Source organism: Rahnella ecdela (genome assembly GCF_019049625.1).
Classification (GTDB): Bacteria; Pseudomonadota; Gammaproteobacteria; order Enterobacterales; family Enterobacteriaceae; genus Rahnella; species Rahnella ecdela.
Genome location: NZ_JAFMOY010000131.1, coordinates 418,676 through 440,165, shown reverse-complemented (window position 1 = coordinate 440,165; position 21,490 = coordinate 418,676). Strand labels below are relative to the sequence as shown.

At 51.9% G+C, this 21,490-nt stretch carries 30 protein-coding genes; 21 read left to right on the top strand and 9 right to left on the bottom strand.

Features of this window, described 5'->3' with window-relative positions; all coding sequences use genetic code 11:
• The 4 genes from fliS to J1784_RS20690 all read left to right on the top strand — a co-directional run bounded on the left by fliS (nt 1) and on the right by J1784_RS20690 (nt 2,154).
• Nucleotides 1-438 carry a flagellar export chaperone FliS gene (gene fliS, locus J1784_RS20705; RefSeq protein ID WP_159281084.1) on the top strand — a complete coding sequence of 146 codons (438 nt, stop codon included), beginning with the start codon at nt 1-3 and terminating at the stop codon, nt 436-438.
• Complete coding sequence (gene fliT, locus J1784_RS20700) at nt 413-775, top strand: flagella biosynthesis regulatory protein FliT (protein WP_120131021.1); 363 nt, start codon at nt 413-415, stop codon at nt 773-775. The genes fliS and fliT overlap by 26 nt, the downstream gene beginning before the upstream one ends.
• Before the next feature lie 228 nt (nt 776-1,003).
• Nucleotides 1,004-1,858 carry a helix-turn-helix transcriptional regulator gene (locus J1784_RS20695; RefSeq protein ID WP_217150736.1) on the top strand — a complete coding sequence of 285 codons (855 nt, stop codon included), beginning with the start codon at nt 1,004-1,006 and terminating at the stop codon, nt 1,856-1,858.
• Between the two features lie 119 nt (nt 1,859-1,977).
• The gene (locus tag J1784_RS20690) at nt 1,978-2,154 is read left to right on the top strand and encodes a GhoT/OrtT family toxin (RefSeq protein WP_112291764.1); all 177 of its coding nucleotides are present in this window, start codon (nt 1,978-1,980) and stop codon (nt 2,152-2,154) included.
• A 104-nt stretch (nt 2,155-2,258) separates the two neighbouring features.
• Here J1784_RS20690 and J1784_RS20685 read toward each other — a convergent pair whose 3' ends face one another.
• Both J1784_RS20685 and J1784_RS20680 read right to left on the bottom strand, forming a co-directional pair.
• Complete coding sequence (locus J1784_RS20685; RefSeq protein ID WP_015690040.1) at nt 2,259-2,417, bottom strand: YqaE/Pmp3 family membrane protein; 159 nt, start codon at nt 2,415-2,417, stop codon at nt 2,259-2,261.
• A 71-nt stretch (nt 2,418-2,488) separates the two neighbouring features.
• Nucleotides 2,489-2,743: a hypothetical protein gene (locus tag J1784_RS20680; RefSeq protein WP_217150735.1), complete on the bottom strand. Its 255-nt coding sequence runs from the start codon at nt 2,741-2,743 to the stop codon at nt 2,489-2,491.
• 127 nt (nt 2,744-2,870) lie between these two features.
• Between J1784_RS20680 and J1784_RS20675 the strand changes: the two genes are divergently transcribed.
• Together J1784_RS20675 and J1784_RS20670 are read left to right on the top strand one after the other, a co-directional pair.
• Nucleotides 2,871-3,308 carry a DUF4186 domain-containing protein gene (locus J1784_RS20675; protein ID WP_217150734.1) on the top strand — a complete coding sequence of 146 codons (438 nt, stop codon included), beginning with the start codon at nt 2,871-2,873 and terminating at the stop codon, nt 3,306-3,308.
• A gap of 239 nt (nt 3,309-3,547) precedes the next feature.
• Nucleotides 3,548-3,823, top strand: coding sequence for a hypothetical protein (locus J1784_RS20670; RefSeq protein ID WP_217150733.1), 276 nt, complete (start codon nt 3,548-3,550; stop codon nt 3,821-3,823).
• A gap of 57 nt (nt 3,824-3,880) precedes the next feature.
• On the opposite strand, the gene J1784_RS20665 is transcribed toward J1784_RS20670, so the two are convergent.
• A complete protein-coding gene (locus J1784_RS20665; protein ID WP_217150732.1) occupies nt 3,881-4,150 on the bottom strand; it encodes a hypothetical protein in 270 nt (89 codons plus the stop codon).
• 130 nt (nt 4,151-4,280) lie between these two features.
• Here J1784_RS20665 and J1784_RS20660 point away from each other — a divergent pair, with 130 nt between their 5' ends.
• Nucleotides 4,281-4,481 carry a DUF7736 domain-containing protein gene (locus J1784_RS20660; RefSeq protein ID WP_217150731.1) on the top strand — a complete coding sequence of 67 codons (201 nt, stop codon included), beginning with the start codon at nt 4,281-4,283 and terminating at the stop codon, nt 4,479-4,481.
• An 84-nt stretch (nt 4,482-4,565) separates the two neighbouring features.
• On the opposite strand, the gene J1784_RS20655 is transcribed toward J1784_RS20660, so the two are convergent.
• Entirely contained in the window at nt 4,566-4,739 is a 174-nt protein-coding gene (locus tag J1784_RS20655) for a hypothetical protein (protein ID WP_162940724.1), read from the bottom strand.
• A gap of 329 nt (nt 4,740-5,068) precedes the next feature.
• On the opposite strand from J1784_RS20655, the gene J1784_RS20650 reads away from it, so the two are divergent.
• Nucleotides 5,069-5,533 (top strand): GNAT family N-acetyltransferase, encoded by a 465-nt coding sequence (locus J1784_RS20650; protein WP_217150730.1) that lies wholly within the window; start codon nt 5,069-5,071, stop codon nt 5,531-5,533.
• Between the two features lie 72 nt (nt 5,534-5,605).
• On the opposite strand, the gene J1784_RS20645 is transcribed toward J1784_RS20650, so the two are convergent.
• The 3 genes from J1784_RS20645 to fliE form a co-directional block, all read right to left on the bottom strand.
• A complete protein-coding gene (locus J1784_RS20645) occupies nt 5,606-5,845 on the bottom strand; it encodes a hypothetical protein (protein WP_217150729.1) in 240 nt (79 codons plus the stop codon).
• 145 nt (nt 5,846-5,990) lie between these two features.
• Entirely contained in the window at nt 5,991-6,896 is a 906-nt protein-coding gene (locus J1784_RS20640) for a bestrophin family protein (RefSeq protein WP_217150728.1), read from the bottom strand.
• A gap of 619 nt (nt 6,897-7,515) precedes the next feature.
• Nucleotides 7,516-7,830 (bottom strand): flagellar hook-basal body complex protein FliE, encoded by a 315-nt coding sequence (gene fliE, locus J1784_RS20635; protein WP_120163032.1) that lies wholly within the window; start codon nt 7,828-7,830, stop codon nt 7,516-7,518.
• Between the two features lie 283 nt (nt 7,831-8,113).
• Here fliE and fliF point away from each other — a divergent pair, with 283 nt between their 5' ends.
• The 13 genes from fliF (at nt 8,114) to fliR (ending at nt 19,219) form a co-directional block, all read left to right on the top strand.
• Nucleotides 8,114-9,823: a flagellar basal-body MS-ring/collar protein FliF gene (gene fliF, locus J1784_RS20630; RefSeq protein WP_217150727.1), complete on the top strand. Its 1,710-nt coding sequence runs from the start codon at nt 8,114-8,116 to the stop codon at nt 9,821-9,823.
• On the top strand, nt 9,820-10,812 hold the full coding sequence (gene fliG / locus J1784_RS20625; protein WP_112291784.1) for a flagellar motor switch protein FliG: 993 nt from the start codon (nt 9,820-9,822) through the stop codon (nt 10,810-10,812). Before fliF ends, fliG begins: the two co-directional genes overlap by 4 nt.
• 7 nt (nt 10,813-10,819) lie before the next feature.
• Entirely contained in the window at nt 10,820-11,575 is a 756-nt protein-coding gene (gene fliH, locus J1784_RS20620; protein ID WP_217150770.1) for a flagellar assembly protein FliH, read from the top strand.
• Nucleotides 11,575-12,939, top strand: a complete 1,365-nt coding sequence (fliI, locus tag J1784_RS20615; protein ID WP_217150726.1) for a flagellar protein export ATPase FliI — start codon at nt 11,575-11,577, stop codon at nt 12,937-12,939. Before fliH ends, fliI begins: the two co-directional genes overlap by 1 nt.
• Nucleotides 12,940-12,965: 26 nt before the next feature.
• Nucleotides 12,966-13,412, top strand: coding sequence for a flagellar export protein FliJ (gene fliJ / locus J1784_RS20610; RefSeq protein WP_217150725.1), 447 nt, complete (start codon nt 12,966-12,968; stop codon nt 13,410-13,412).
• Complete coding sequence (locus J1784_RS20605) at nt 13,409-14,791, top strand: flagellar hook-length control protein FliK (RefSeq protein ID WP_217150724.1); 1,383 nt, start codon at nt 13,409-13,411, stop codon at nt 14,789-14,791. The genes fliJ and J1784_RS20605 overlap by 4 nt, the downstream gene beginning before the upstream one ends.
• Nucleotides 14,792-14,976: 185 nt before the next feature.
• Entirely contained in the window at nt 14,977-15,474 is a 498-nt protein-coding gene (fliL, locus tag J1784_RS20600; protein ID WP_112291792.1) for a flagellar basal body-associated protein FliL, read from the top strand.
• A gap of 7 nt (nt 15,475-15,481) precedes the next feature.
• The gene (gene fliM / locus J1784_RS20595; RefSeq protein WP_217150723.1) at nt 15,482-16,498 is read left to right on the top strand and encodes a flagellar motor switch protein FliM; all 1,017 of its coding nucleotides are present in this window, start codon (nt 15,482-15,484) and stop codon (nt 16,496-16,498) included.
• Nucleotides 16,491-16,907 (top strand): flagellar motor switch protein FliN, encoded by a 417-nt coding sequence (gene fliN / locus J1784_RS20590; protein ID WP_120131003.1) that lies wholly within the window; start codon nt 16,491-16,493, stop codon nt 16,905-16,907. The genes fliM and fliN overlap by 8 nt, the downstream gene beginning before the upstream one ends.
• On the top strand, nt 16,907-17,344 hold the full coding sequence (gene fliO, locus J1784_RS20585) for a flagellar biosynthetic protein FliO (RefSeq protein WP_217150722.1): 438 nt from the start codon (nt 16,907-16,909) through the stop codon (nt 17,342-17,344). Before fliN ends, fliO begins: the two co-directional genes overlap by 1 nt.
• A gap of 23 nt (nt 17,345-17,367) precedes the next feature.
• Nucleotides 17,368-18,105, top strand: a complete 738-nt coding sequence (gene fliP / locus J1784_RS20580; RefSeq protein WP_217150769.1) for a flagellar type III secretion system pore protein FliP — start codon at nt 17,368-17,370, stop codon at nt 18,103-18,105.
• Between the two features lie 55 nt (nt 18,106-18,160).
• Nucleotides 18,161-18,430 carry a flagellar biosynthesis protein FliQ gene (gene fliQ, locus J1784_RS20575; protein WP_104922231.1) on the top strand — a complete coding sequence of 90 codons (270 nt, stop codon included), beginning with the start codon at nt 18,161-18,163 and terminating at the stop codon, nt 18,428-18,430.
• A 3-nt stretch (nt 18,431-18,433) separates the two neighbouring features.
• Entirely contained in the window at nt 18,434-19,219 is a 786-nt protein-coding gene (gene fliR, locus J1784_RS20570; RefSeq protein ID WP_217150721.1) for a flagellar biosynthetic protein FliR, read from the top strand.
• Nucleotides 19,220-19,228: 9 nt separating this feature from the next.
• On the opposite strand, the gene J1784_RS20565 is transcribed toward fliR, so the two are convergent.
• Nucleotides 19,229-20,038 carry a histidine phosphatase family protein gene (locus J1784_RS20565; RefSeq protein WP_217150720.1) on the bottom strand — a complete coding sequence of 270 codons (810 nt, stop codon included), beginning with the start codon at nt 20,036-20,038 and terminating at the stop codon, nt 19,229-19,231.
• A 24-nt stretch (nt 20,039-20,062) separates the two neighbouring features.
• Complete coding sequence (locus tag J1784_RS20560; RefSeq protein WP_217150719.1) at nt 20,063-21,358, bottom strand: OprD family outer membrane porin; 1,296 nt, start codon at nt 21,356-21,358, stop codon at nt 20,063-20,065.
• Nucleotides 21,359-21,490: the final 132 nt, after the last annotated feature.

Genomic DNA, 21,490 nt, shown 5'->3' with positions numbered 1-21,490 from the left:
ATGTATAACGCTAAAGGAACGCAGGCCTACGCACAGGTAGGCCTTGAAAGTGGCGTCATGAGCGCCACGCCATACCAGCTGGTCACGATGTTATTTGACGGGGCGCGCAGCGCCCTGATCCGCGCACGCATCTTTATTCAGCAGGGCAGCATTGCCGAAAAAGGCAAATCGCTGTCTATGGCTATCAATATTATCGACAGCGGATTAAAAGCCGGATTAAGTCGTGAGAAAGGCGATCCTGAATTAGTGGATAACCTGGAAGCGCTTTATTCCTATATGGTCCGTCGTTTATTACATGCCAATTTACACAACGATCAAGAGGCCATCACGGAAGTGTTGGCCTTGCTTGAAAACATCGCCGATGCCTGGCGGCAAATCGGCCCAAACTATCACCCGTCGCAGGACCAATATAATGGATCAACATCAGTATCTGGTTAATGAATATCAACTGATCCTGTCTTTAAGCGAGCAGATGTTGCGGCTGGCGAATGAAGAGAAGTGGGATGAGCTGGTCGAGCTCGAAGTCGGTTATGTTAAAGCAGTAGAAGCAACGACGAAGTTACCGATGTCAGAACAGACGTCGATCATGGTTCAGAATGATATTCGCCGTTATTTGCGTATCATTCTGGATAATGAAAATACTCTTAAAATGTTATTACAGGCACGGATGAATAAACTCACCGAGCTGATTGGACAGTCAACACGACAACAACAAGTGAATACGACTTACGGAAAAATCGATCTCCGTTCGATTGCTTTTGGCGGTCGCCAATAATTATTAATACTAAAAAATGTGAAGTTAAGTTCGTTTTATTTTTTTCAATATTTCTTGTGCGAAAAGTTTTCAGAGGCAGAGAGCGCCTGGCTGCCAGGGCTGGCACTCTCTGGTCTTCTCTTGTGACACACGAACCATCCGGCAGCCTGTTTGTATCAGCATAAGCGGGACATTTTTATCAGGCAGCAAGCATTACATTGCGGTCGTCTTTTTTCGGGCATCATCAACATGGTTCGTAAAATAAAAGTGACACCAGGGATAGGAACTATTTCACTGCTTATTCAGCACAGTGAACTTTTTATTCATGATGTTTATATTAATAAGCCACAGTTGATCCTTGTTCAGAATGGCAGTCTTTCAATAGACTATTTACAACAACAGGTTACGCTCCAGTCCGGCGAAATGCTGGTGCTTAATAGCGGACAAACCCTGAGTCTGACACACCATCTTTCCGATAACGGCCCGTTCAGCTGCGCCATTATGGCGTGGGATCATCAGCTACTGACCGATGCGGGACTGCATGCCACCGGCTTCAGTCCCCCGCTTATCACGGTCGAAAACTTGCAGGTTATTCCGCATATCCCCGGTGCCTTTAAACAAAGCTTTACCGATACACATAGCGCCATTCTCTGGCACCACGGCCTGCCTGCAGCGATTACCCGCCACCGCATGATCGAACAATTATTATGGTTATCGCAGCTCGGCGTGCGCTATTCCCTGCGACACCCTGAAACCATCACAGAACAGGTGCGCGAACTGCTAATCAATAATCTGCATAAATCATTTACGGCGGCAGAAGTGGCCGAAAATCTGATGATGAACGAGGTGATGTTGCGAAGGCGTCTGGCGGCGGAAAATTGTGTCCTGAGAAATCTGATGATCGACGTGCGCATGACCCACGCGTTACGGCTCTTGCAGTGTACCGATCTGGCGATTTCACACATTGCCCATCAGGTCGGCTATGAAAGCGGCTCTCGTTTTGCAGAACGTTTTCGCAAACGTTTTGGCTTCGCCCCTACCGCCATTCGCGGGCATTTGCGGCCTCTTTCGGCGCAGACGCCAGGCACAGTGGAAGAGTTATAACAATTCGCACTAAAGCGCCACACAACAAAACTTTGAGTAACATCACACAATAATTGATTACCAGATGTTAACGGAATATCATACCCGCCGTTATTTTTAATCATTTTCAGGGGTTGGTTGTGCACGTTTGGTGGGAAGTTATTAAAACGATTTACTGGGGTGGACTGGGCATTGCGGTGTTGTTTACCCTTCTGGTGAGCCGCGACACGATTAAAATAAGATTGTTAACCTCCGGCATTATCGGTTTCACCTGGCCCATGAGCCTGCCCGTGGTGATGTTGTTCTCTCTGTTCTGATCCCTCTGCGACTGCTCAATACTCAGGCAAAAGAAAACCCGGCCTGACCTGAAAGGGTCAAAACCGGGTTCTGATTAAAGTGCTTTTTATTCAGGGGCTGACGTTTATTTGCGCGTCTGAACCCAGAAGCCGTGGATCAAGCCCGGCAGATAACCACACAGTGTCAGAATAATGTTCAGCAGAAACGCACCGCCGAAACCATTACCGATCAGCACGCCCAACGGCGGCACCAGAATGGTAATTAACACTCTCCAAAATCCCATACTTATCTCCCTTTGGTTATCATTGACTTAATGATAGACCATCACCTTGCCAGCCGGACATCAGATGAAACCTAATTGATCAGCTCGAGCATGATTTCCACGTCACGACGGGCCTTTTCCAGCAAATGAACATCCCCGTCACGGTACTCAGCGTCTGTGACCTGATGGATCTGACGCATCTGCCATCTCACCTGACTTTTTTGATCTTCAGTCATACTGCGGCACATCACGATGATAAAATTTCGCAGCATCATCTGTTGCATGGCAGTTTCTTCAGCGTGTTTGTTGACCGTCATGACCAAATCTATAACATGTTTTTCTGCCATCGCAGGATCCTGCCGGGGTAAGTGAATCATTCAGGCCAGACTAGCATGGGGACATTCTCGCTAAAGGCTGAGCTGATAAGGTTTAACCCGCTATTTCTGCGTATAGATTTTGAACGGACAAATGACGATGTTTTCCATTGATCACGTTTTTCAGCGCCTGTCGGCCTCCCCTTTCCGTCAGCGCTTCCATCTTAGCTCTAAAGAATATTTGTATTGCCAGGATAAAGCGCCAGAAGATGTCAGCCGACATGCTGCTGATTTCGTCGCCAGCCGGCTTGCGCCTGCCGAACCGCAAAATGATGGAAAACAGACACCTATGCGTGGCCATCCGATCTTTATCGCGCAACACGCGACCGCCACCTGCTGCCGGGGATGTCTGGAAAAGTGGCATAACATCCCCGCGCATACCGAAATGTCAAAAAACCAGCAAGATTATACGGTTACGATAATCATGTACTGGCTGAATATCGAAATGCAGCGTCCGGCACCGGCCGCTAAGCCGCGAAAACCAAAGCAAAAAAAGCGCGCAAGCGGCGATGAATCACAACAACTTAATTTGTTGTAAGAGGAATGTCACACTCACAGAAAAATAAAAAGTGACTTTTATCACAAATTTTTAGCTTTTACGCGCCAGTACCCCGTTCTGCTCTATAATTTTAAGGAATTTAAAAAAGTGTCACGGGTAGCCTTAAGCGCACCCATTAGCAGTGCTTCTTATGCGGTCTTTGAGATGGTCTTTTCCAGGTGAAACGAGTTTGTAACTTGTTGTCAGGATAATTGCCCACATTGGGAAAAGGAGCATGCATGTCTGAATATCATTACTTGTTAGTTGGAGGAAGTCGCAACGGACAACGGCATATCGATAAATGCCATCAGTTTTCGTTGTGCTTCTGGGAAGATGCATCAAAGCACGCAGAGCGCGAATTTTACGGTAAACAAAATGAGCGCTACAAAGTGAATCCGGAAAAAGGGGCAGACGGGAACTGGTATCTCGTTGGCTATTGCGGAAATTGTTCGAAAATCAAGGCTGATGAACTCAGTACCCAGGCGCTGACCAAGCACGTTAAGCCCCTGATGTAACAAGTAACACATTATGATGAAGTCATTAAACCCCGCCTGTTCGCGGGGTTTTTGCTTTTACGCCGCCATCCCCTGAATATTTCTGGCAAAGAAGGCGACGTGACCACCGAGGGTAAAGTGCGCCTCATGATGCCCCAGTCTGCCCAATGGCGCGATACGCAGGATTTCGCCTTCAAACTCGCCGTCCTGAATACTGGTGATCATCACGTCAAGCTGATAACTGGCCGGATGAACGCCCACCGGAAACGTGAGCAATTTCACGTGGTCACCTACCTGAAACCGGGTAAGTAACGGCAGCGGCGCCTGTTCAAACAGATCCTGATCCATATGTGACTCCTTGTTTTCCAGTGAGATTAATTAAAGGATAGAATATGTCACCGCGTCCTGCCGGATACCGGCGTGAAGCACTTCTCTCTTTCAGCATTTATCGTGCTCAAAAACATCATAAGGATTGGCCGTGAAAAAATTAACGCCACAGCAATGCATCATACTGACCGGTTTTACCGGCATTCTGCATGGCGAATTTGAGTGGTTTCACGAGGATTTAGAAAGGCGTCTGGGCCGCGAAGTTCAGACCTCTGAACTGGGATTCCCGGATTTTATGCAGGAGTGCCGCGGGCTCTATGAAGAAGATTTTAACAACCTGATGCCTGATTAATGGATTATCTGCCAGCAGATACAAAGAAAGGCGGGACAGTTTTGCCTGCCCGGTCTTCGACCTTTTAGCGTAATACTTTGAAGTCTAGGGTTTTATAATTCCGCGAATGAAGTTTTCATTCACCCGAATAACGTTCCCCGTTTCCACATTAATGACCTGATATTGCACCGGCGTAACCTCATCCAGCACAGCGATAACTTCAAACAAACCTGGTGTAAAAGTAAGCGTGACAAAAACGCCAACAGGATAGACAGCCATAATTTTATCCTTACTATCAATTTCTTATATTTTACTTCTTCGCACCCTGAGTGATCATGCGCCTTCTATTAATCACACAGAGTTATTTCATTGTATACATTAATTACGTCGGAGAAATGTTACTGAAATGAATTAGGTATAACGTATAAAAACAACATACCGGTTGAAAATCAGACAACTCTGACAGACGTTTCAGAAACATCACTAAAACTTACAATCTTCCGGAGTTTCTAAGGCTTTCAGGCAACAGTTCACTTCTTTACTCCCTTGTTTTTGGAGTAATTTCGGTTAAGAATACTTGTCCATTTTGTTGCAATGAGAGCCACGCTGTGAGTGCCCAGATTTTCGAAACCGATGCCACCCACCCGCATTTGACCCGGCTTATTGCAGAGCTGGATGCGTATCAGTATCCGCTTTATCCGCCGGAATCCTTTCAGGGGATTAACATTACTGAGCTCGATGAAGGTGAAATTACCTGCTTCATGGCGAGAGTGGACGACGACTGGGCCGGTTGCGCCTGTCTGTACATTACCCGACAGGGTCTGGCAGAGATGAAACGGGTTTACGTGAACCCTTTGTTTCGCGGGCAAGGTATCGCATCACTGCTGATCGCCGCAATGGAAAAGAAACTGAAAGCGCTGGGACATCGGGAACTGTTTCTGGAAACCGGAGTGTTTCAGGAAAAGGCTATCACCCTGTATGAGAAACTTGGGTATTCGCGCACTCAGGCGTTTGGGGATTATCAGCAGGCGCCGGACCCACTCAGTGTTTACATGATGAAAGCGGTGGCATAACGCGTCACAGGCGGGAAACAAATATCTCCATAACGCTGCCTTCTGACAGTGTTATGGAGACGCGAAAAGCCATTACATCAGTACGTTGTTTTTCGTAGCAGTGAGATCATTGGAAGGAATAACCCACTTTTTGAAGGTGATAACAAAGTGTTCTTTGCCCTTGGTGATTTTCGCACCCCGGTCACCACATTCCAGCGCAAGTTTAAAAAACTCATCACTGTTTATATTAAAAGCCAGTTCGACTTTTTTCACTATACCGGAATTAAGCAGGTCTTCGGCTTCGTGCAATGATTTGGCCTGAATGACTGACATAAATACCTCGTGAGAACGGATTGGAGTTGTGTTTGCCCCAACAGGTTATTTCACTTTTGTTTCGCAATTATGACAGTCTGGTGAATCTTCAGAATTTCGCACATTCCTTGCACGAAAAATGTTCAATCCGTGCAATGAATCACATCTAGCTGAGACGGAAATGTTTATCCGGCATTGGCGTATCAGGCAGCTGCGTCTGGTTGTTCATCTCACGCAAGTTAATCTCAATATTAGTACACATCGCATCCATCGGCAGGTGGTTATTGGCATAACCAAAGGGCATCTCCAGCTCTTCTGCCAGCGTGTCCAGCGACAGGAACGTGTAAGAGATAAATCCCGACACCAACAACGTCATATAATGCAGATCCACCACCAGTGCGAACGGCAACAGGCTGCAGAACAGATAGACCGTGCGGTGCAGCAGCAGGCCGTATGCAAACGGGATTGGCATACTGACGATCCGCTCGCACCCGCCGACCACCTGAGATAGCTGTAACAGCGTGGTGTCCATGTGCGCATACACCACGTCTGAAAGTTCTCCGGTGCGGCGGCGCTCAGCCAGCCATTGCGACAGACGCAGCTGCACCATGTTGGTTTGCGCGCGACGCGACAGAATGTCTTCCGCATCATCGCCCAGCAAACGCTCGAGATCCGGGCGCGGATCGCTGTGACGCAGCTGATGTTTTAAGCTGTAACAAAATGCCAGCAAAAGTGCCGTCACACGCTGCGCTTCGCCCGGACAAACCGCCATCACCTGGCTTTGCAGCGTACGGCAGGCAATCAGCAGCCCGCCCCACAGCTGACGGGCTTCAATATAGCGTGAATAGGCCACACTGTTTCGAAAGCCCAGGAAGATAGCGATGGACACCCCGAGCAGGCTGAATGGCGCCAGCGTGAGCTTAACGCCCAGTGTTTCGTACCAGGGCAGGCTGAGGATAGCAGCCAATGACATCAGCAGATTGAGACTCAGACGGAACAAAATACTGGGCAGGACCGAGCCATGCCAGGCGAACAAACGCAGGAACCAGTGACGGGGAGGACGGATTATCATTTTGTGCAGGTGCTTTATGCAGGTGATGCGATTTTTTTTGCGATTCTTGCAAATAAACCTGCACATGCAAAGGACAATTTTGTGACATCGGTAACATTTTTTCTTGGAATGGCTAACAACCCATTACATTGTAATAATAACGTAACTAAACAATTTGCAACAATTCTACCCTTCCCCTCACGTTGTGGTTACTTCGTGCCGATAATAGTATTGAACCGCAATAATTGTACTCATCTGAAAGATGTTGATTTTCCGCTGTAGTTTTTATCTACCGCTATAGTTTGATCATCATTTCAGTAAATGGCGACAGTCCACTGCAACCTTCCCAATAGAATGAAGGATTAGGGCTTTGACAATTTTACTTATTACTCTGGTTATCTTTATTCTGCTGGCAGCGCTGGTGGCATGGAGAGTAATGAAATCAGCGGCGAAAGACGCTGAGGATGACTATTAATCGTTTTTGAGATGTGTTTTTTTGAAAAAAGTTTTTCAAAATTTTAAACCACCACAATAAGTGGCCATAAATTAATTTCATCCTCAAACACAAATAAACTGCTCCCCGCTAACCCCTTCGGATTACAGGTAACAATTTTATTTATTTCTTTGAAAGCCCGCTGACCTAAACAGACATATTCATCACGTCCTGATACGCCGCCACCAGTTTGTTTCTCACCTGAACACCCAGTTGCAGTGAAATCGACGATTTTTGCAGATCGACCATCACATCGTTCAGGCTGACGCCGGGAACGCCCATCTCCAGCTTTTCAGACTCCAGTTTCGCGTTGTTTTGCGTCTCGCTGATCTTGCCTAATGCCGCTTTTAATTCGCTGGCGAAACCGGCTTCTGAAGCGGTATCGGTCTGCGGTGCAGCACCTGCCTGAATGGCAGTGGCCTGCATCTGCTGTAAAACGCTCTCAATGCCTTGAATTGACATGTTTTCTCCGTCTGTCGGGGTGTCACGGTACAAATGGCCTATTTCATGGAATCACACCCTATCACATCAGTTTTTTCCTAAACGCGGTAATTGAACCTAAAAACCACGGCTTATCGGGCCATTAACTTTGCCTTGAGGGGCAAATAATGGCTCACCTAGAAAATAGGCCTGCCTTTATGGAGGACTGAAAAATGTCACGCTTCAACGATTGCGCCACCTGGGAGTCTGTTTTGTTAAGAGACAACATGAACACCACCATCCAACAGCTAAATAGGGATCTTGTATGAGTTCCGCAATAGCCGGCGCAGAAACCCCTCGAAGCGGTTTTACTGCGTTGCTTAATCGCCTGCGCGCCAACCCAAAAATTCCTATCGCCATCGCTGCTGCGGCCGCCGTGGCTATTGTTGTTGTCATGATGCTGTGGGCCAAGCAGCCTACATATAAGGTGTTGTTTAGCAACCTCGGTGACCAGGATGGCGGTGCCATCGTCACTCAGCTGACTCAAATGAATATCCCTTATCAGTTTTCTGATAATGGCGGTGCCCTGCTTATTCCTGCCGATAAAGTGTATGAAACGCGCCTGAAACTGGCCGCCGCCGGTTTACCGAAAGGCGGCGCTGTCGGTTTCGAACTGATGGATCAGGAAAAGTTTGGTATCAGCCAGTTCAGCGAACAGATCAACTATCAGCGCGCGCTGGAAGGTGAACTCTCCCGCACCATCGAAACTCTCGGTCCGGTGTCCAGTGCCCGCGTGCATTTAGCCATTCCCAAGCCTTCCCTGTTTGTCCGCGAACAAAAAAATCCTTCCGCTTCCGTGACCCTGAACCTGCAACCGGGTCGTGCGCTGGATGACGGCCAGATCAACGCCATCGTTTATATGGTGTCGAGCAGCGTTTCAGGATTACCGCCGGCAAACGTCACCGTGGTTGACCAGAGCGGTCATCTGCTGACGCAGTCCGATAATAATGGACGCGACCTTAATGCTTCCCAGCTGAAATACGCCAATGAAGTCGAAGGTCGTCTGCAGCGACGCATCGAATCCATCCTGCAACCGGTGGTCGGTAACGGCAACGTTCACGCGCAAATCACCGCGCAGATTGATTACGCCAGCCGCGAACAGACCGATGAGAACTACCAGCCAAACGGTTCGCCGGATAAAGCCGCGGTGCGTTCACGTCAGTTAAGCACCAGCGATCAGATTGGCGCTTCTGCCGTCGGTGGCGTGCCGGGTGCGCTGAGCAACCAGCCAGCACCGGCTGCAACCGCCGCAGTGACTAATCCGCCAGCGGCAAACAACGCCAACGGCGCACAGAATCAGGCCGGTAACAACGCGCAGAACACCGCCAGCAATACCAGTTCTTCCGGGCCGTCTAACCGTCGTCGCGATGAAACCACTAACTATGAAGTGGATCGTACCATTACCCACACCCAGCACAGCGCCGGTGCCGTTCAGCGCCTGTCTGCGGCGGTGGTTGTTAACTATCAGGTCGGCACGGACGGTAAAGCTAAACCGCTGACTGACGACCAGCTGAAGAAAATTGATGACTTGGTGCGTGAAGCAATGGGCTTCTCGCAGGAACGCGGCGATACGCTGAACGTGGTGAATACACCGTTCAATGAAGCGGCGGACGACACCGGCGAATTGCCATTCTGGAAACAACAGTCGTTCTTCGATCAGATGCTCAATGCCGGTCGCTGGTTACTGGTGCTGATTGTAGCCTGGCTGCTGTGGCGCAAGATGGTTCGTCCGATGCTGCGCAAACAGCAGGCCGAGAAAGATGCAGCAGCTGCCGCGGTGCTGGCAGCGTCTATGCCGCAGCCTGAGGGCAGCAAACCGGTCAAACTCAGCAACGACGAGCTGGAGAAACGTAAACGTTCACAGCAACGCGTCAGCGTCGAAGTGCAGACTCAACGTGTTCAGGAGCTGGCCGATAAGGATCCTCGTATCGTCGCCCTGGTTATCCGCCAATGGATGAGTACCGAACAACCATGACTATGACCGGAACCGAAAAAAGCGCCATTTTGATGATAACGCTGGGCGAAGACCGCGCGGTGGAGGTGTTCAAACACCTCTCCCCTCGCGAAGTCCAGCAAATCAGTGGCGCGATGGCCAACATCCATCAGATATCTAACAAGCAACTTGCGGAAGTTCTTAACGAGTTTGAAGACGAATCCGAGCAGTACGCGGCGCTGAGTGTGAACACCAGCGAATACCTGCGTGCCGTTCTGACCAAAGCGCTCGGCGAAGAACGCGCGTCGAGCCTGCTGGAAGACATTCTGGAATCTCGCGAAACCACCAGCGGCATGGAGACACTGAACTTCATGGAACCTCTGATGGCAGCCGATCTTATCCGCGACGAGCATCCGCAGATTATCGCCACCATCCTTGTCCACCTCAAACGGGGTCAGGCGGCGGATATTCTGGCGCTGTTCGACGAGCGTCTGCGCAACGACGTCATGCTGCGTATCGCCACTTTCGGCGGTGTCCAGCCAGCGGCACTAGCGGAACTGACCGAAGTGCTGAACAACCTGCTCGACGGCCAGAACCTCAAACGTTCGAAGATGGGGGGTATTCGTACTGCGGCAGAAATCATCAACCTGATGAAAACGCAGCAGGAAGAAGCGGTTATCGAAGCGGTTCGTGGTTACGACGGCGAACTGGCACAGAAAATTATCGACGAGATGTTCCTGTTCGAAAACCTGGTGGACGTGGACGACCGCAGTATCCAGCGCCTGTTGCAGGAAGTCGAAGGCGAATCGTTACTGGTTGCACTGAAAGGGGCGGAACAGCCGCTGCGCGACAAGTTCCTGCGCAACATGTCCCAGCGTGCTGCCGATATCCTGCGCGACGACCTGGCGAACCGCGGGCCGATGCGTATGTCTCTGGTCGAGAACGAACAGAAAGCCATTCTGCAGACGGTTCGCCGCCTGGCAGAGTCCGGCGAAATGATGGTTGGCGGCGGCGAGGATTCCTATGTCTGATAACCCGATGTCCGACAAACCTGCGCCGGAAAAGAAAACCGCTGAAGAGCGCAATGCCGAGCGTATTAATGCATTGCCGTGGCAGCCGTGGCGACCGGGTGACCTCGCCGTACCGGTTTTCAGCAAACCCGACGAACCTTTGCTGGCTGACAGCAAAGAAGAGTCGGATGACGGACAACCCAAACTTCAGGTTGATCAGAACGAGTTGCTGAATCTGCAACGTCGCGCCGAACAACAGGGTTTCCAGCAGGGTCTGGAAGCCGGGCAGAAACAGGGCTACGCCGCCGGTTTCCAGCAGGGTCAGGAAGCCGGACAGCTGCAGGGTTTACAGGAAGGCCAGCAACAGCAGGCCGTGCTGACCGAGCACTGGCAGCACATGGTGTCGGATTTCCAGCAAACGCTGGATGCACTGGACAGCGTGATCGCCTCGCGTCTGATGCAGATGGCGCTGACTGCCGCGAAACAAATCATCGGTCAGGCACCCATTTGCGACGGTTCTGCCCTGCTTAATCAGATTCAGCAGCTGATCCAGCAGGAGCCGATGTTTAAGGGCAAACCGCAACTGCGCGTCAATCCTGTCGATTTCGAACGCGTCGAACAACAGCTTGGTGCGAGCCTGAGCATGAACGGCTGGCGTTTGCTGGCCGACAGCCAGATCCACAGCGGTGGCTGTAAAGTCAGCGCGGAAGATGGCGACATGGATGCCTCACTGGCGACCCGCTGGCATGAACTCTGCCGCCTCGCGGCACCGGGAGATCTCTGATGACCGCCCGCCTGAGCCGTCTGCTGAAAACGCTGGATGACGCGGAAAAACGCATGGCCCGTACGCCGTCAGTTCGCCGTTATGGCCGTTTGACGCGGGCAACCGGTCTGGTGCTGGAAGCCACAGGTTTGCAGTTACCACTTGGCGCGACCTGCCTGATTGAGCGCCACGACGGGCCAACGGTGCAGGAAGTCGAAAGTGAAGTGGTCGGTTTTAACGGTCAAAGCCTGTTCCTTATGCCACTGGAAGAAGTGGAAGGTATTTTGCCGGGTGCGCGGGTTTATGCCCGCATCGCTGCGGATGGTCAGAGCGCTGGAAAACAACTGCCGCTGGGCACGCAACTGCTGGGTCGTGTGCTGGACGGCAGCGCCAAACCGCTCGATGGTTTACCGCCGCCAGACACCGGTTATCGCGCCGCGCTGATTACGCCACCGTTTAACCCGCTGCAACGTACGCCGATCACCGATGTGCTGGATGTCGGCGTTCGCGCCATTAACGCCCTGCTCACCGTCGGTCGCGGCCAGCGTATGGGCCTGTTCGCCGGTTCGGGTGTGGGTAAATCCGTCCTGCTCGGCATGATGGCGCGTTACACCAAAGCCGATGTGATCGTGGTCGGGCTGATTGGTGAACGTGGCCGTGAAGTAAAAGATTTTATTGAGAACATTTTAGGTGACGAAGGTCGCGCCCGTTCGGTCGTTATTGCCGCTCCGGCTGACGTTTCGCCACTGCTGCGTATGCAGGGCGCGGCGTATGCCACGCGAATCGCCGAAGATTTCCGTGACCGTGGTCAGCATGTGTTGCTAATCATGGATTCCCTGACCCGTTACGCGATGGCGCAACGTGAAATCGCGCTGGCCATCGGCGAGCCTCCGGCTACCAAAGGCTATCCGCCTTCCGTGTTTGCCAAATTGCCCGCGCTGGTTGAACGCGCCGGCAACGGCATCAGCGGCGGTGGTTCGATCACTGCGTTTTATACCGTGCTCACCGAAGGCGATGACCAGCAGGATCCGATTGCCGACTCCGCCCGCGCCATCCTTGACGGTCACATCGTGTTATCACGTCGTCTGGCGGAGTCCGGCCATTATCCGGCCATAGATATCGAAGCTTCTATCAGCCGTGCCATGACATCGCTGATTGATGACGCACAGTACGGACGCGTGCGGAATTTCAAACAGCTGTTGTCAAGCTACCAGCGCAACCGTGATTTGGTCAGCGTCGGCGCTTACGCCGCAGGGAGCGATCCGATGCTCGATCGCGCCATCAAGCTGTATCCGCAAATGGAGAACTTCCTCCAGCAGGACATCATGGAACGCAGTACCTACGAAGACGCCTGCCTGGAACTGAATATGCTGTTCCCGGGCTAACTTTTTAACCGATAAAGGTAAATCAGATGGAAAACGCATCACCATTGATCACCCTTTGTTCTCTGGCGCAAAAAGCGCTGGATCAGGCCACCAGTCATCTGGGCCAAATCAGACAGTCGCATCATCAGGCTGAAGAACAGCTCACCATGCTGCTCAATTATCAGCGTGAGTACCGCGAAAAGCTTAACACCACCATGAGCGGCGGGATTGCGGCAAATACCTGGCAAAACTACCAGCAGTTTATCGGCACGCTGGAAGTGGCGATTGACCAGCACCGCAAACAATTACAGCAGTGGGATCAGCGGCTTAACGCCGCCGTAAACCAGTGGCAGGACAAGCAGCAACGGCTCAATGCCTACCAGACGTTGCAATCACGCGCCAGTGAGCAGCAACGCTCTCTGGAAAATAAGCTCGATCAGAAGCAGAACGATGAGTTCGCCCAGCGCAGCGCACACAGGAAGAAACAATCATGAATCTGAATATTTTGCCTGCTGCCGTGACCACGGCAAAGACCACCGCGAGCGCGGCGTCGGGCAGTGCCTCATCGGCAACCGCTTCCGGTGCTGACACTTCAGTCATCAGCGATACGGCAGCGACGTCTCCGGTCGATTTCGCCAGCCAGCTGGAAGCCCAGCTCGGCTCAAAACTCGATCCGAAACTGACCAGCACGTTAGCCAAACTCGGCCAGCAGATTACAGCTAAAGGCGAAACTGTCGATAAAGCCACTCTGACTCAGGCGGTGACCACCGGCGAAAACGACGGCAGCCTGATGCTTGATGAAAGCGATTTGAGCAAAATGATCGCTGCGATTCAGGTATTGCCGAGCGGCAGCCTGAAAGGCACCGATGCGTCGGCAATTAAAAACGCCGGGCTGAGCGATAAAGATAAAGACAGCCAGAAAGACGATGCCAACACATTGCCATTGCAGGCGCTTTTCGCACAGCTAGCGGCGCAGCAGCAACCGGCACAACAGGTGCAAACCGCCAGCGCTGTGGCAACGCAAACCAACAGCGATGACGCCACCAGTGCAGACAAGAAAAGCCCGCTGCTTGCCGGCCTGACCGTTTCTTCTTTACTGTCCAGTGACGGCAAAACTGCCGTGACAGATACGGATCCGAAAGCCGCCACTGCCGCAAACACAACTGCCGCGTCATCACAACATGCCGCCAGCAAAGCAGCGACAGCCAGTACGCCTGATTTCAGCAGTGCGCTGGCTTCGATGAGCGCCGCGACTGGCAGTGCAGCCGCTTTACAGCAGAACGACAACAACGCGCTGGATAACAGCACGCAGTCACTGAATCAGCTGAACACTGCGGCGGTTGCCGTTTCGTCTGCGCCGGTTTCCACCACACCAACGATCACCTCCGCAGTTACCGCGCCGTCTACCCCGCTGCTGAACGCGCAGCTCGGCACGCCGGAATGGCAGCAGCAGCTCGGCCAGCAGGTGATGATGTTTAACCGTCAGGGGCAACAAACCGCTGAACTTCGTCTGCATCCTGAAGATTTAGGTTCAATCCAGATCAGCATGAAGATTGAGAACAATCAGGCGCAGCTGCACTTTGTCTCCGGCCACAGCGGCGTGCGTTCTGCCATTGAAGCTGCATTGCCTGATCTGAAAACCGCGCTGGCGGACAACGGCATCAGCCTGGGTCAGAGCAGCGTCGGCAGCGACAGTTCGCAGTGGCAACAGGCGCAGCAGCAAAGTGCGCAGTCCGGTTCACAACAAGGCAATGCAGCCAGCTGGGCGGCATTTAATGGCGGCGGCTCGACATCTGCCAGCGACGCACTGCCGGTTCCCGCCTCTCTCGCACAGCGGATCGGCGGCAACAATAGCGTTGATATCTTCGCATAATCGTTACCTGATGTTTCAGCCCTGCCTGCGTGCGCTTAATTCAAACGGCAGAGCTGACCTTATTTTTCCCGCCTATTCTGACTATTGAACAACAGGATAAGCGGGATAATCATTGTCAGAATTGACTCAGCAGCTTCGCGGTTCCTTCGCAACTCTGCTCATACTTACAGGAAATCGCCTCATCCATGTCTGACTCTGCTCTCTCGGCGTCGCGTAAGAAAAAGCGCCCGTTAATGATGATTCTGCTGTTACTGATTGCCATCGGAGCTTGTGGTGCAGCCGGTTACGCCTGGTGGATGTTGCATAAACAGCCCGTAACTGCAGCTCAGGCTGCACAAGCGAAGAAGAATGAACCGCCTGCGGCCCCTATTTTCCTGGCGCTCGACACCTTCACCGTTAACCTGCAAACGCCGGATAACGACCCGGATCGCGTGCTGTATATCGGCCTGACCTTGCGTCTGCCGGATGAAAAGAACCGCGCTACGCTTAACGAATATCTGCCTGAAGTCCGCAGCCGTTTGCTGTTGCTCCTGTCCCGTCAGAAAACCTCTGATCTGGTCAGTGAAGCCGGTAAACAACAGCTGGTTCAGGACATCAAACAGGTTCTGGATGCGCCACTGGTCAAAGGTCAGCCACCACAGGTGATCAACGACGTGCTTTTCACTGCTTTCATACTGCGATAAAAAAATTATGGGCGACAGCATTCTTTCACAGGCCGAGATCGACGCGCTGCTCAATGGTGACAGTGACAGCGCACCCGACGATTCGGCAACCGCAAAGGCCACCGCGGCTGATGACGGTGTAAAACCTTTTGACCCCACGACACAACGCCGCGTTGTTCGTGAGCGGTTGCAGGCACTGGAAATCATTAACGAGCGTTTTGCCCGTCATTTCCGTATGGGGCTGTTTAACCTGTTGCGCCGCAGCCCGGACATCACCGTAGGGCCAATCAAGATCCAGCCTTACCACGAATTTGCCCGCAACCTGCCGGTCCCGACCAACCTCAACCTGATTCACCTGAAGCCATTGCGCGGCACCGCTCTGTTTGTGTTTGCGCCAAGTCTGGTGTTTATCGCGGTGGATAACCTGTTCGGCGGCGATGGTCGTTTTCCGACTAAAGTCGAAGGACGCGAGTTCACCCATACCGAACAGCGCGTAATCAAACGTATGCTCACGCTGGCACTGGATGCTTACGAAGATGCCTGGAGCGGCGTTTACAAGCTGAGCGTGGAATATGTCCGTGCGGAATTGCAGATCAAATTCACTAACATCACCTCTTCGCCGAACGACATCGTGGTCACCACGCCGTTCCACGTGGAAATCGGTGCGCTGAGCGGTGATTTCAACATCTGTATTCCGTTCAGCATGATCGAACCTTTGCGTGAGTTGCTGACCAATCCGCCGGTTGAAAACTCGCGTAATGAAGAAAGTCAGTGGCGTGAAAACCTGGTCAGTCAGGTTCAGCAGTCCGAGCTGGAACTGGTGGCGAATTTCGTCGAAATTCCGCTGCGCCTATCGCAGATTCTCAAACTTCAGCCGGGCGATGTTTTGCCGATTGAAAAGCCGGATCGCCTGATTGCCCACGTTGATGGTGTGCCCGTACTGACCAGCCAATATGGCACCATAAACGAACAATACGCCCTGCGCGTTGAACATTTGATCAACCCAATTTTAAATTCTCTAGATGAGGAACAGCCCCATGAGTGACACCAATAAACCGTCTGACGCCGGATCGGATAACGTTGACGATTTATGGGCTGATGCGTTTAACGAACAACAGTCTGCGGGCGGCGCGAAAGCGTCAACTGACGGTGTTTTCGCCGCGCTGGGTGCCCAGGACGGTTCGGGAAGCTTGCAGGATATCGACATGATCCTCGATATTCCGGTGAAACTGACCGTCGAATTAGGCCGTACCAAAATGACCATCAAAGAACTGCTGCGCCTTTCTCAGGGTTCAGTGGTGGCGCTCGATGGTCTGGCCGGTGAGCCGCTGGATATCCTGATCAACGGCTATCTGATTGCGCAGGGTGAAGTGGTTGTCGTCGCCGATAAGTACGGCGTGCGCATTACCGACATCATTACGCCTTCCGAACGTATGCGTCGTCTGAGCCGCTGATGAGCCAGAATGCCGCGACGGATTCACCGTACATTTCCGGTCCGGTAAACCATACCACCACGCAGGCGACGCCTCAGGCTTTGCCTGCCAGTTCGGTGCTGACGCAGGTCAGTTCCGTGCTTGGCGGCATATTGTTGCTGATCCTGTTTATCGGCTGGGTGGTTAAGCGCGCCGGTTTTGCGCCACAGTCTAAAAATAACAAGCTGCTTAAAGTGACTGCCAGCGTGCAAGTAGGACGCAGTGAAAAAGTGGTGATTGTTGAAGTCGATAATACCTGGCTGGTGCTGGGTGTGACCGCGCAAAACATCACCCCGCTGCATACCCTGAGCTCGCCGCCGGTCGAACAAACACCGGAGTCTGGCAATCCGAATAATACGCCCGCTGATTTCCGTCAGCTTATGCAGAAAATGTTGAAACGTCCGGGAAAGCAGGCATGACTCAGTCCGTCGTGAAAAAAGTAATGAAATCCCCCCTTACCCTTTGCCTGCCGCTGCTGCTGTTAATCAGCCCGACGGCGTTTGCGCAACTGCCGGGGATTATCAGCCAGCAGATGTCCAACGGCGCGCAAAACTGGTCACTGCCGATCCAGACGCTGGTGTTTATCACCACGCTGACGCTGTTACCGGCGATGCTGCTGATGTGTACCAGTTTCACCCGAATCATTATCGTGCTCGGCCTGCTGCGAAATGCGCTGGGTACGCCGTCCGCGCCGCCAAACCAGGTATTGCTGGGACTGGGGCTGTTTCTGACCTTCTTCGTGATGGCACCGGTATTCGATAAAATTTACAGCGATGCCTATCAGCCGTTTACGGAAAACAAAATCACCATGCAGGAAGCGATGGACAAAGGTGCGCAGCCGCTGCGCCAGTTCATGTTGCGCCAGACACGCGAAAGCGATCTCGCGCTGTACGCCCGGCTGGCAAATATTCCGCCACTGGCAGGCCCGGAAGCCGTGCCAATGCGCATTCTGTTACCGGCATACGTGACCAGCGAACTGAAAACCGCGTTCCAGATTGGCTTCACGGTGTTCATTCCGTTCATGATTATCGACCTGGTGGTCGCCAGCGTACTGATGGCGCTGGGGATGATGATGGTGCCACCCGCGACCATCTCACTGCCCTTCAAACTGATGCTGTTCGTACTGGTTGATGGCTGGCAACTGCTGCTCGGTTCACTGGCGCAGAGTTTTTATAGTTAATCCGCTCCTCCCCTGCGAAGGGGGGAAGTTGGCCGTCTTCTTTTGTGAGAATCTAATGACTCCTGAATCGGTAATGGCATTGGGTAATGAGGCGATGAAGGTTGCGCTGGCCGTTGCTGCGCCTTTGTTGCTGGCCGCGCTGGTCACCGGGCTTATCGTCAGCCTGTTGCAGGCGGCGACGCAGATCAACGAACAAACGCTGTCTTTCATCCCTAAAATTCTGGCCGTGGTGGCGACTATCGTTATCGCCGGTCCGTGGATGCTGAATCTGCTGCTCGATTACATGCGCACGTTGTTTTCCAACCTGCCGTACATCATCGGTTAATCTATGGTTTCCTTCGACAGCACCCAGCTCGCCGGATGGCTGAGCATGTATTTCTGGCCTCTGCTGCGAATTCTGGCGCTGATCAGCACCGCGCCGATCACCAGTGAAAAGTCAGTCCCTAACCGGGTGAAACTCGGTCTGGGTATGATGATTACTTTCCTGATTGCCCCTTCACTGCCGCCTGTGGACACGCCGATTTTCTCCACGCCCGCACTGTGGCTGGCGATGCAGCAAATCATGATCGGTACGGCATTAGGCATCACCATGCAGCTGGCCTTTGCCGCTATCCGTATGGCGGGTGAAATTATGGGTTTGCAGATGGGGATATCTTTTGCCACGTTTTATGATCCGAGCAACCGCCTGAACACCCCGCTGCTGGCACAGTTTTTAAATCTGCTGGCGGTGCTTTTATTCCTGACGTTTAACGCGCATCTGTGGCTGATTTCACTGCTGGCCGACAGTTTTCATACCCTGCCCATCAGCCCGAACCCGGTCAATGCCGAAGGTTTCATGGCCGTCGCCAAAGCAGGCAGTATCGTGTTCAGCGGCGGTATGATGCTGGCATTGCCGATTGTGACGTTGCTGCTGACGCTGAACATGGCACTCGGCCTGTTAAACCGCGTCACGCCTCAGCTTTCCGTTTTCGTTATCGGTTTCCCTCTGACGCTCAGCATCGGTATTCTGGCTATCGGACTGATGATGCCGATGCTCGCCCCGTTCAGCGAGCATCTTTTCAGTGAAATCCTCGATAAGATTGTGCTTATCGTGAATCAGATGGCGATGGAGTAACGCCTGCGTTTAAGGATTTTTACCCTTTTCAACAAACTGCATATCGCCGACTTCCCCGATGCTAAATTTCCCGTTTTTGTAGGTAATTACCGTGACGCTCGCATTCTGTAATGGCGCGCGTAAATTTGCCTCCGGCGTCATCCCTTCCAGCATGGCCATAATCGCCATGCCGTGAGAGACTATCAGCACGTTGCCACCGCCATCGGCGCTGACTTTCTCTGCGATATCATGCAGCGCGGCCTGCATCCGCTCATGCACCTGTGCGGCATTTTCCGTGGTATGCGCCGGATCCAACTCTGCCAGCGTGTTCATCATTTGCTTCATGGTGATCTGACCTTTTGACAACGCCTGCGTCAGGGCATGTAAATCAGAGAATCCGAGCTTTTTCGCCACCGGTTGCCACATCACATCGTCCAGTTCACCCTCATAACTGCCAAAGAACGTTTCACGCAGACGTTTGTCTTCCGTCACCGGCAAAGTCTGTCCGGCGGCAGTCAGGGCTAATTTTGCTGTTTCACGTGCGCGACCGGAATCGCTGGAATAGGCCGCAGCGAAAGGTACAGTTTTCAGGCCACGCCCCAGTTGTTCCGCTGCTTCTACACCCGCCGCCGTCAGTGGCGTATCAGACCAGCCCTGGGTGCGATGTGCGGCGTTGAATAGCGTTTTGCCATGGCGCGTGACGTAAATCGTGACCTCGCCTTTGTCACTGACCGTTTGTGCCGACGGTGCGGTGGAAGGCGCGGCCTGCACGCCCAGTGATAACAACGGCAGCGTCAATGCCAGGAATACCAGTAAGGTTTTTTGCAGCGTATTTTTCATAGCAATGTCCTCTTATAATGAATATCAGAATATTTTGAAGGTGTAATTCAGTCGAAATTCCGCAGCAAAACTGTCTGCGTGTTTAATATTTCCATGCTGATCGACAATCGGCGCGGTGCCTTTATGTTCATAAGTTCTTCCGGGGCCGATCATGGCGAATATCGATAAGTCTTTGAGTTTTTCAGAAGCCGGTTTCCAGAGGGTATAGACGTTGAGCTCCCCTTCTTTTACTGCCTGCCCCTGATAATCAAAGAATCCATAGTGAGTATTGATGCCTAATACAATCTCAGGTGTTATCTGATAACCGACATCCAGTGATAATGCTTTTTCCTCATCCCGCATATAATCCAACCCGGCGGTGGTCATTGAATTAAATGTACCGCGCGAGTTCTTGCTCATATGTCGCGGATACATGCCGATCCCGCCTTCTTTATTGGCATCGGTATACGCCAGACCACCTTTGGTTATCCATCGGTTATATTTCCAGGTCACGTCGGTAGCGTAATGATTGGCGCGGTTATCAAAATCTTTTTTACTGTTAGCCATGCTATCCCATTTATCCAGTGCTTCGGTGAGATAAATCTGCACGCCGTAGGAAATAGCCTTACTTTGTTTGATATTCAGCTCAAGCCCGTTTCTGCGCAGATAATCTTCGCTTTCGCCGTAGAAATATAACGCGGTCAGATAATCGTTTTTAAACTGGACGTCGCCGGTATAAATTGAATCAATGGATTTGGAGTCGCTGGTCATAAAATCGACTTTATCCGGCGAATCACGGTTCAGTGATTTGGTCACATACGCCAGACGTAAACGGTAGTCATCGTAGGACAGATCACCGCTCCAGCCGTTATAAGTATTAGGCGCGGCGCGCATGGATGTGGTCAGCACGCCGAGTTTGATGAGTTTCCAGCCGCCATAAAGATTACCGCTGACGCCCGACTCTGAGAATTTCATTTTGCCGAAAAGCTGACCGACTTTATTAAACCCTTTGGATTTCCCCCCGTCGTTATACAATATCCCTCTCGACGAGAAATTCTCCGCGGCTGCCAGTTTGATAACGCCATAATAAGAAGAATCCACGCCGATAAAATCGTTGAAATAGCCTGATTTATAATCCAGCGCCAGTCCTTGCCCCCAGGCAGAGTGAGCGGTGCGGTCATCCGTTTCGCCTTCGTCGAGATATTTCCAGATATTATGCGTACCGAATTCTAATGAGCTGTCTTTAATAAAATTACTCTCCGTCAGAGAGTCTATTCCGGCTAATGCCATTACCGGTGTTCCCAAAAGTGCGGCGGTCAGTGCCAGTGTGTGCTTTTCCATAGCCTGTCATCTCAAAATCATAACCTGAAGTCATGAGAAGTTTCATCGCGCATTTCTTACAGGCAAAAAAAAACCTGAACAGAAATTCCACGAGGCGCGGGAAATCTCTGTTCAGGTTTTGCCTGCGAATGC

Excerpts from the sequence above, each read along its gene's own strand:
- fliS (WP_159281084.1), top strand. The coding sequence starts at position 1 with ATGTATAACGCTAAAGGAACGCAGGCCTACGCACAGGTAGGCCTTGAA.
- fliT (WP_120131021.1), top strand. The coding sequence starts at position 413 with ATGGATCAACATCAGTATCTGGTTAATGAATATCAACTGATCCTGTCT.
- J1784_RS20695 (WP_217150736.1), top strand. The coding sequence starts at position 1,004 with ATGGTTCGTAAAATAAAAGTGACACCAGGGATAGGAACTATTTCACTG.
- J1784_RS20685 (WP_015690040.1), bottom strand. The coding sequence starts at position 2,417 with ATGGGATTTTGGAGAGTGTTAATTACCATTCTGGTGCCGCCGTTGGGC.
- J1784_RS20680 (WP_217150735.1), bottom strand. The coding sequence starts at position 2,743 with ATGGCAGAAAAACATGTTATAGATTTGGTCATGACGGTCAACAAACAC.
- J1784_RS20675 (WP_217150734.1), top strand. The coding sequence starts at position 2,871 with ATGTTTTCCATTGATCACGTTTTTCAGCGCCTGTCGGCCTCCCCTTTC.
- J1784_RS20670 (WP_217150733.1), top strand. The coding sequence starts at position 3,548 with ATGTCTGAATATCATTACTTGTTAGTTGGAGGAAGTCGCAACGGACAA.
- J1784_RS20665 (WP_217150732.1), bottom strand. The coding sequence starts at position 4,150 with ATGGATCAGGATCTGTTTGAACAGGCGCCGCTGCCGTTACTTACCCGG.
- J1784_RS20655 (WP_162940724.1), bottom strand. The coding sequence starts at position 4,739 with ATGGCTGTCTATCCTGTTGGCGTTTTTGTCACGCTTACTTTTACACCA.
- J1784_RS20645 (WP_217150729.1), bottom strand. The coding sequence starts at position 5,845 with ATGTCAGTCATTCAGGCCAAATCATTGCACGAAGCCGAAGACCTGCTT.
- J1784_RS20640 (WP_217150728.1), bottom strand. The coding sequence starts at position 6,896 with ATGATAATCCGTCCTCCCCGTCACTGGTTCCTGCGTTTGTTCGCCTGG.
- fliE (WP_120163032.1), bottom strand. The coding sequence starts at position 7,830 with ATGTCAATTCAAGGCATTGAGAGCGTTTTACAGCAGATGCAGGCCACT.
- fliF (WP_217150727.1), top strand. The coding sequence starts at position 8,114 with ATGAGTTCCGCAATAGCCGGCGCAGAAACCCCTCGAAGCGGTTTTACT.
- fliG (WP_112291784.1), top strand. The coding sequence starts at position 9,820 with ATGACTATGACCGGAACCGAAAAAAGCGCCATTTTGATGATAACGCTG.
- fliH (WP_217150770.1), top strand. The coding sequence starts at position 10,820 with ATGTCCGACAAACCTGCGCCGGAAAAGAAAACCGCTGAAGAGCGCAAT.
- fliI (WP_217150726.1), top strand. The coding sequence starts at position 11,575 with ATGACCGCCCGCCTGAGCCGTCTGCTGAAAACGCTGGATGACGCGGAA.
- fliJ (WP_217150725.1), top strand. The coding sequence starts at position 12,966 with ATGGAAAACGCATCACCATTGATCACCCTTTGTTCTCTGGCGCAAAAA.
- J1784_RS20605 (WP_217150724.1), top strand. The coding sequence starts at position 13,409 with ATGAATCTGAATATTTTGCCTGCTGCCGTGACCACGGCAAAGACCACC.
- fliL (WP_112291792.1), top strand. The coding sequence starts at position 14,977 with ATGTCTGACTCTGCTCTCTCGGCGTCGCGTAAGAAAAAGCGCCCGTTA.
- fliM (WP_217150723.1), top strand. The coding sequence starts at position 15,482 with ATGGGCGACAGCATTCTTTCACAGGCCGAGATCGACGCGCTGCTCAAT.
- fliN (WP_120131003.1), top strand. The coding sequence starts at position 16,491 with ATGAGTGACACCAATAAACCGTCTGACGCCGGATCGGATAACGTTGAC.
- fliO (WP_217150722.1), top strand. The coding sequence starts at position 16,907 with ATGAGCCAGAATGCCGCGACGGATTCACCGTACATTTCCGGTCCGGTA.
- fliP (WP_217150769.1), top strand. The coding sequence starts at position 17,368 with ATGAAATCCCCCCTTACCCTTTGCCTGCCGCTGCTGCTGTTAATCAGC.
- fliQ (WP_104922231.1), top strand. The coding sequence starts at position 18,161 with ATGACTCCTGAATCGGTAATGGCATTGGGTAATGAGGCGATGAAGGTT.
- fliR (WP_217150721.1), top strand. The coding sequence starts at position 18,434 with ATGGTTTCCTTCGACAGCACCCAGCTCGCCGGATGGCTGAGCATGTAT.
- J1784_RS20565 (WP_217150720.1), bottom strand. The coding sequence starts at position 20,038 with ATGAAAAATACGCTGCAAAAAACCTTACTGGTATTCCTGGCATTGACG.
- J1784_RS20560 (WP_217150719.1), bottom strand. The coding sequence starts at position 21,358 with ATGGAAAAGCACACACTGGCACTGACCGCCGCACTTTTGGGAACACCG.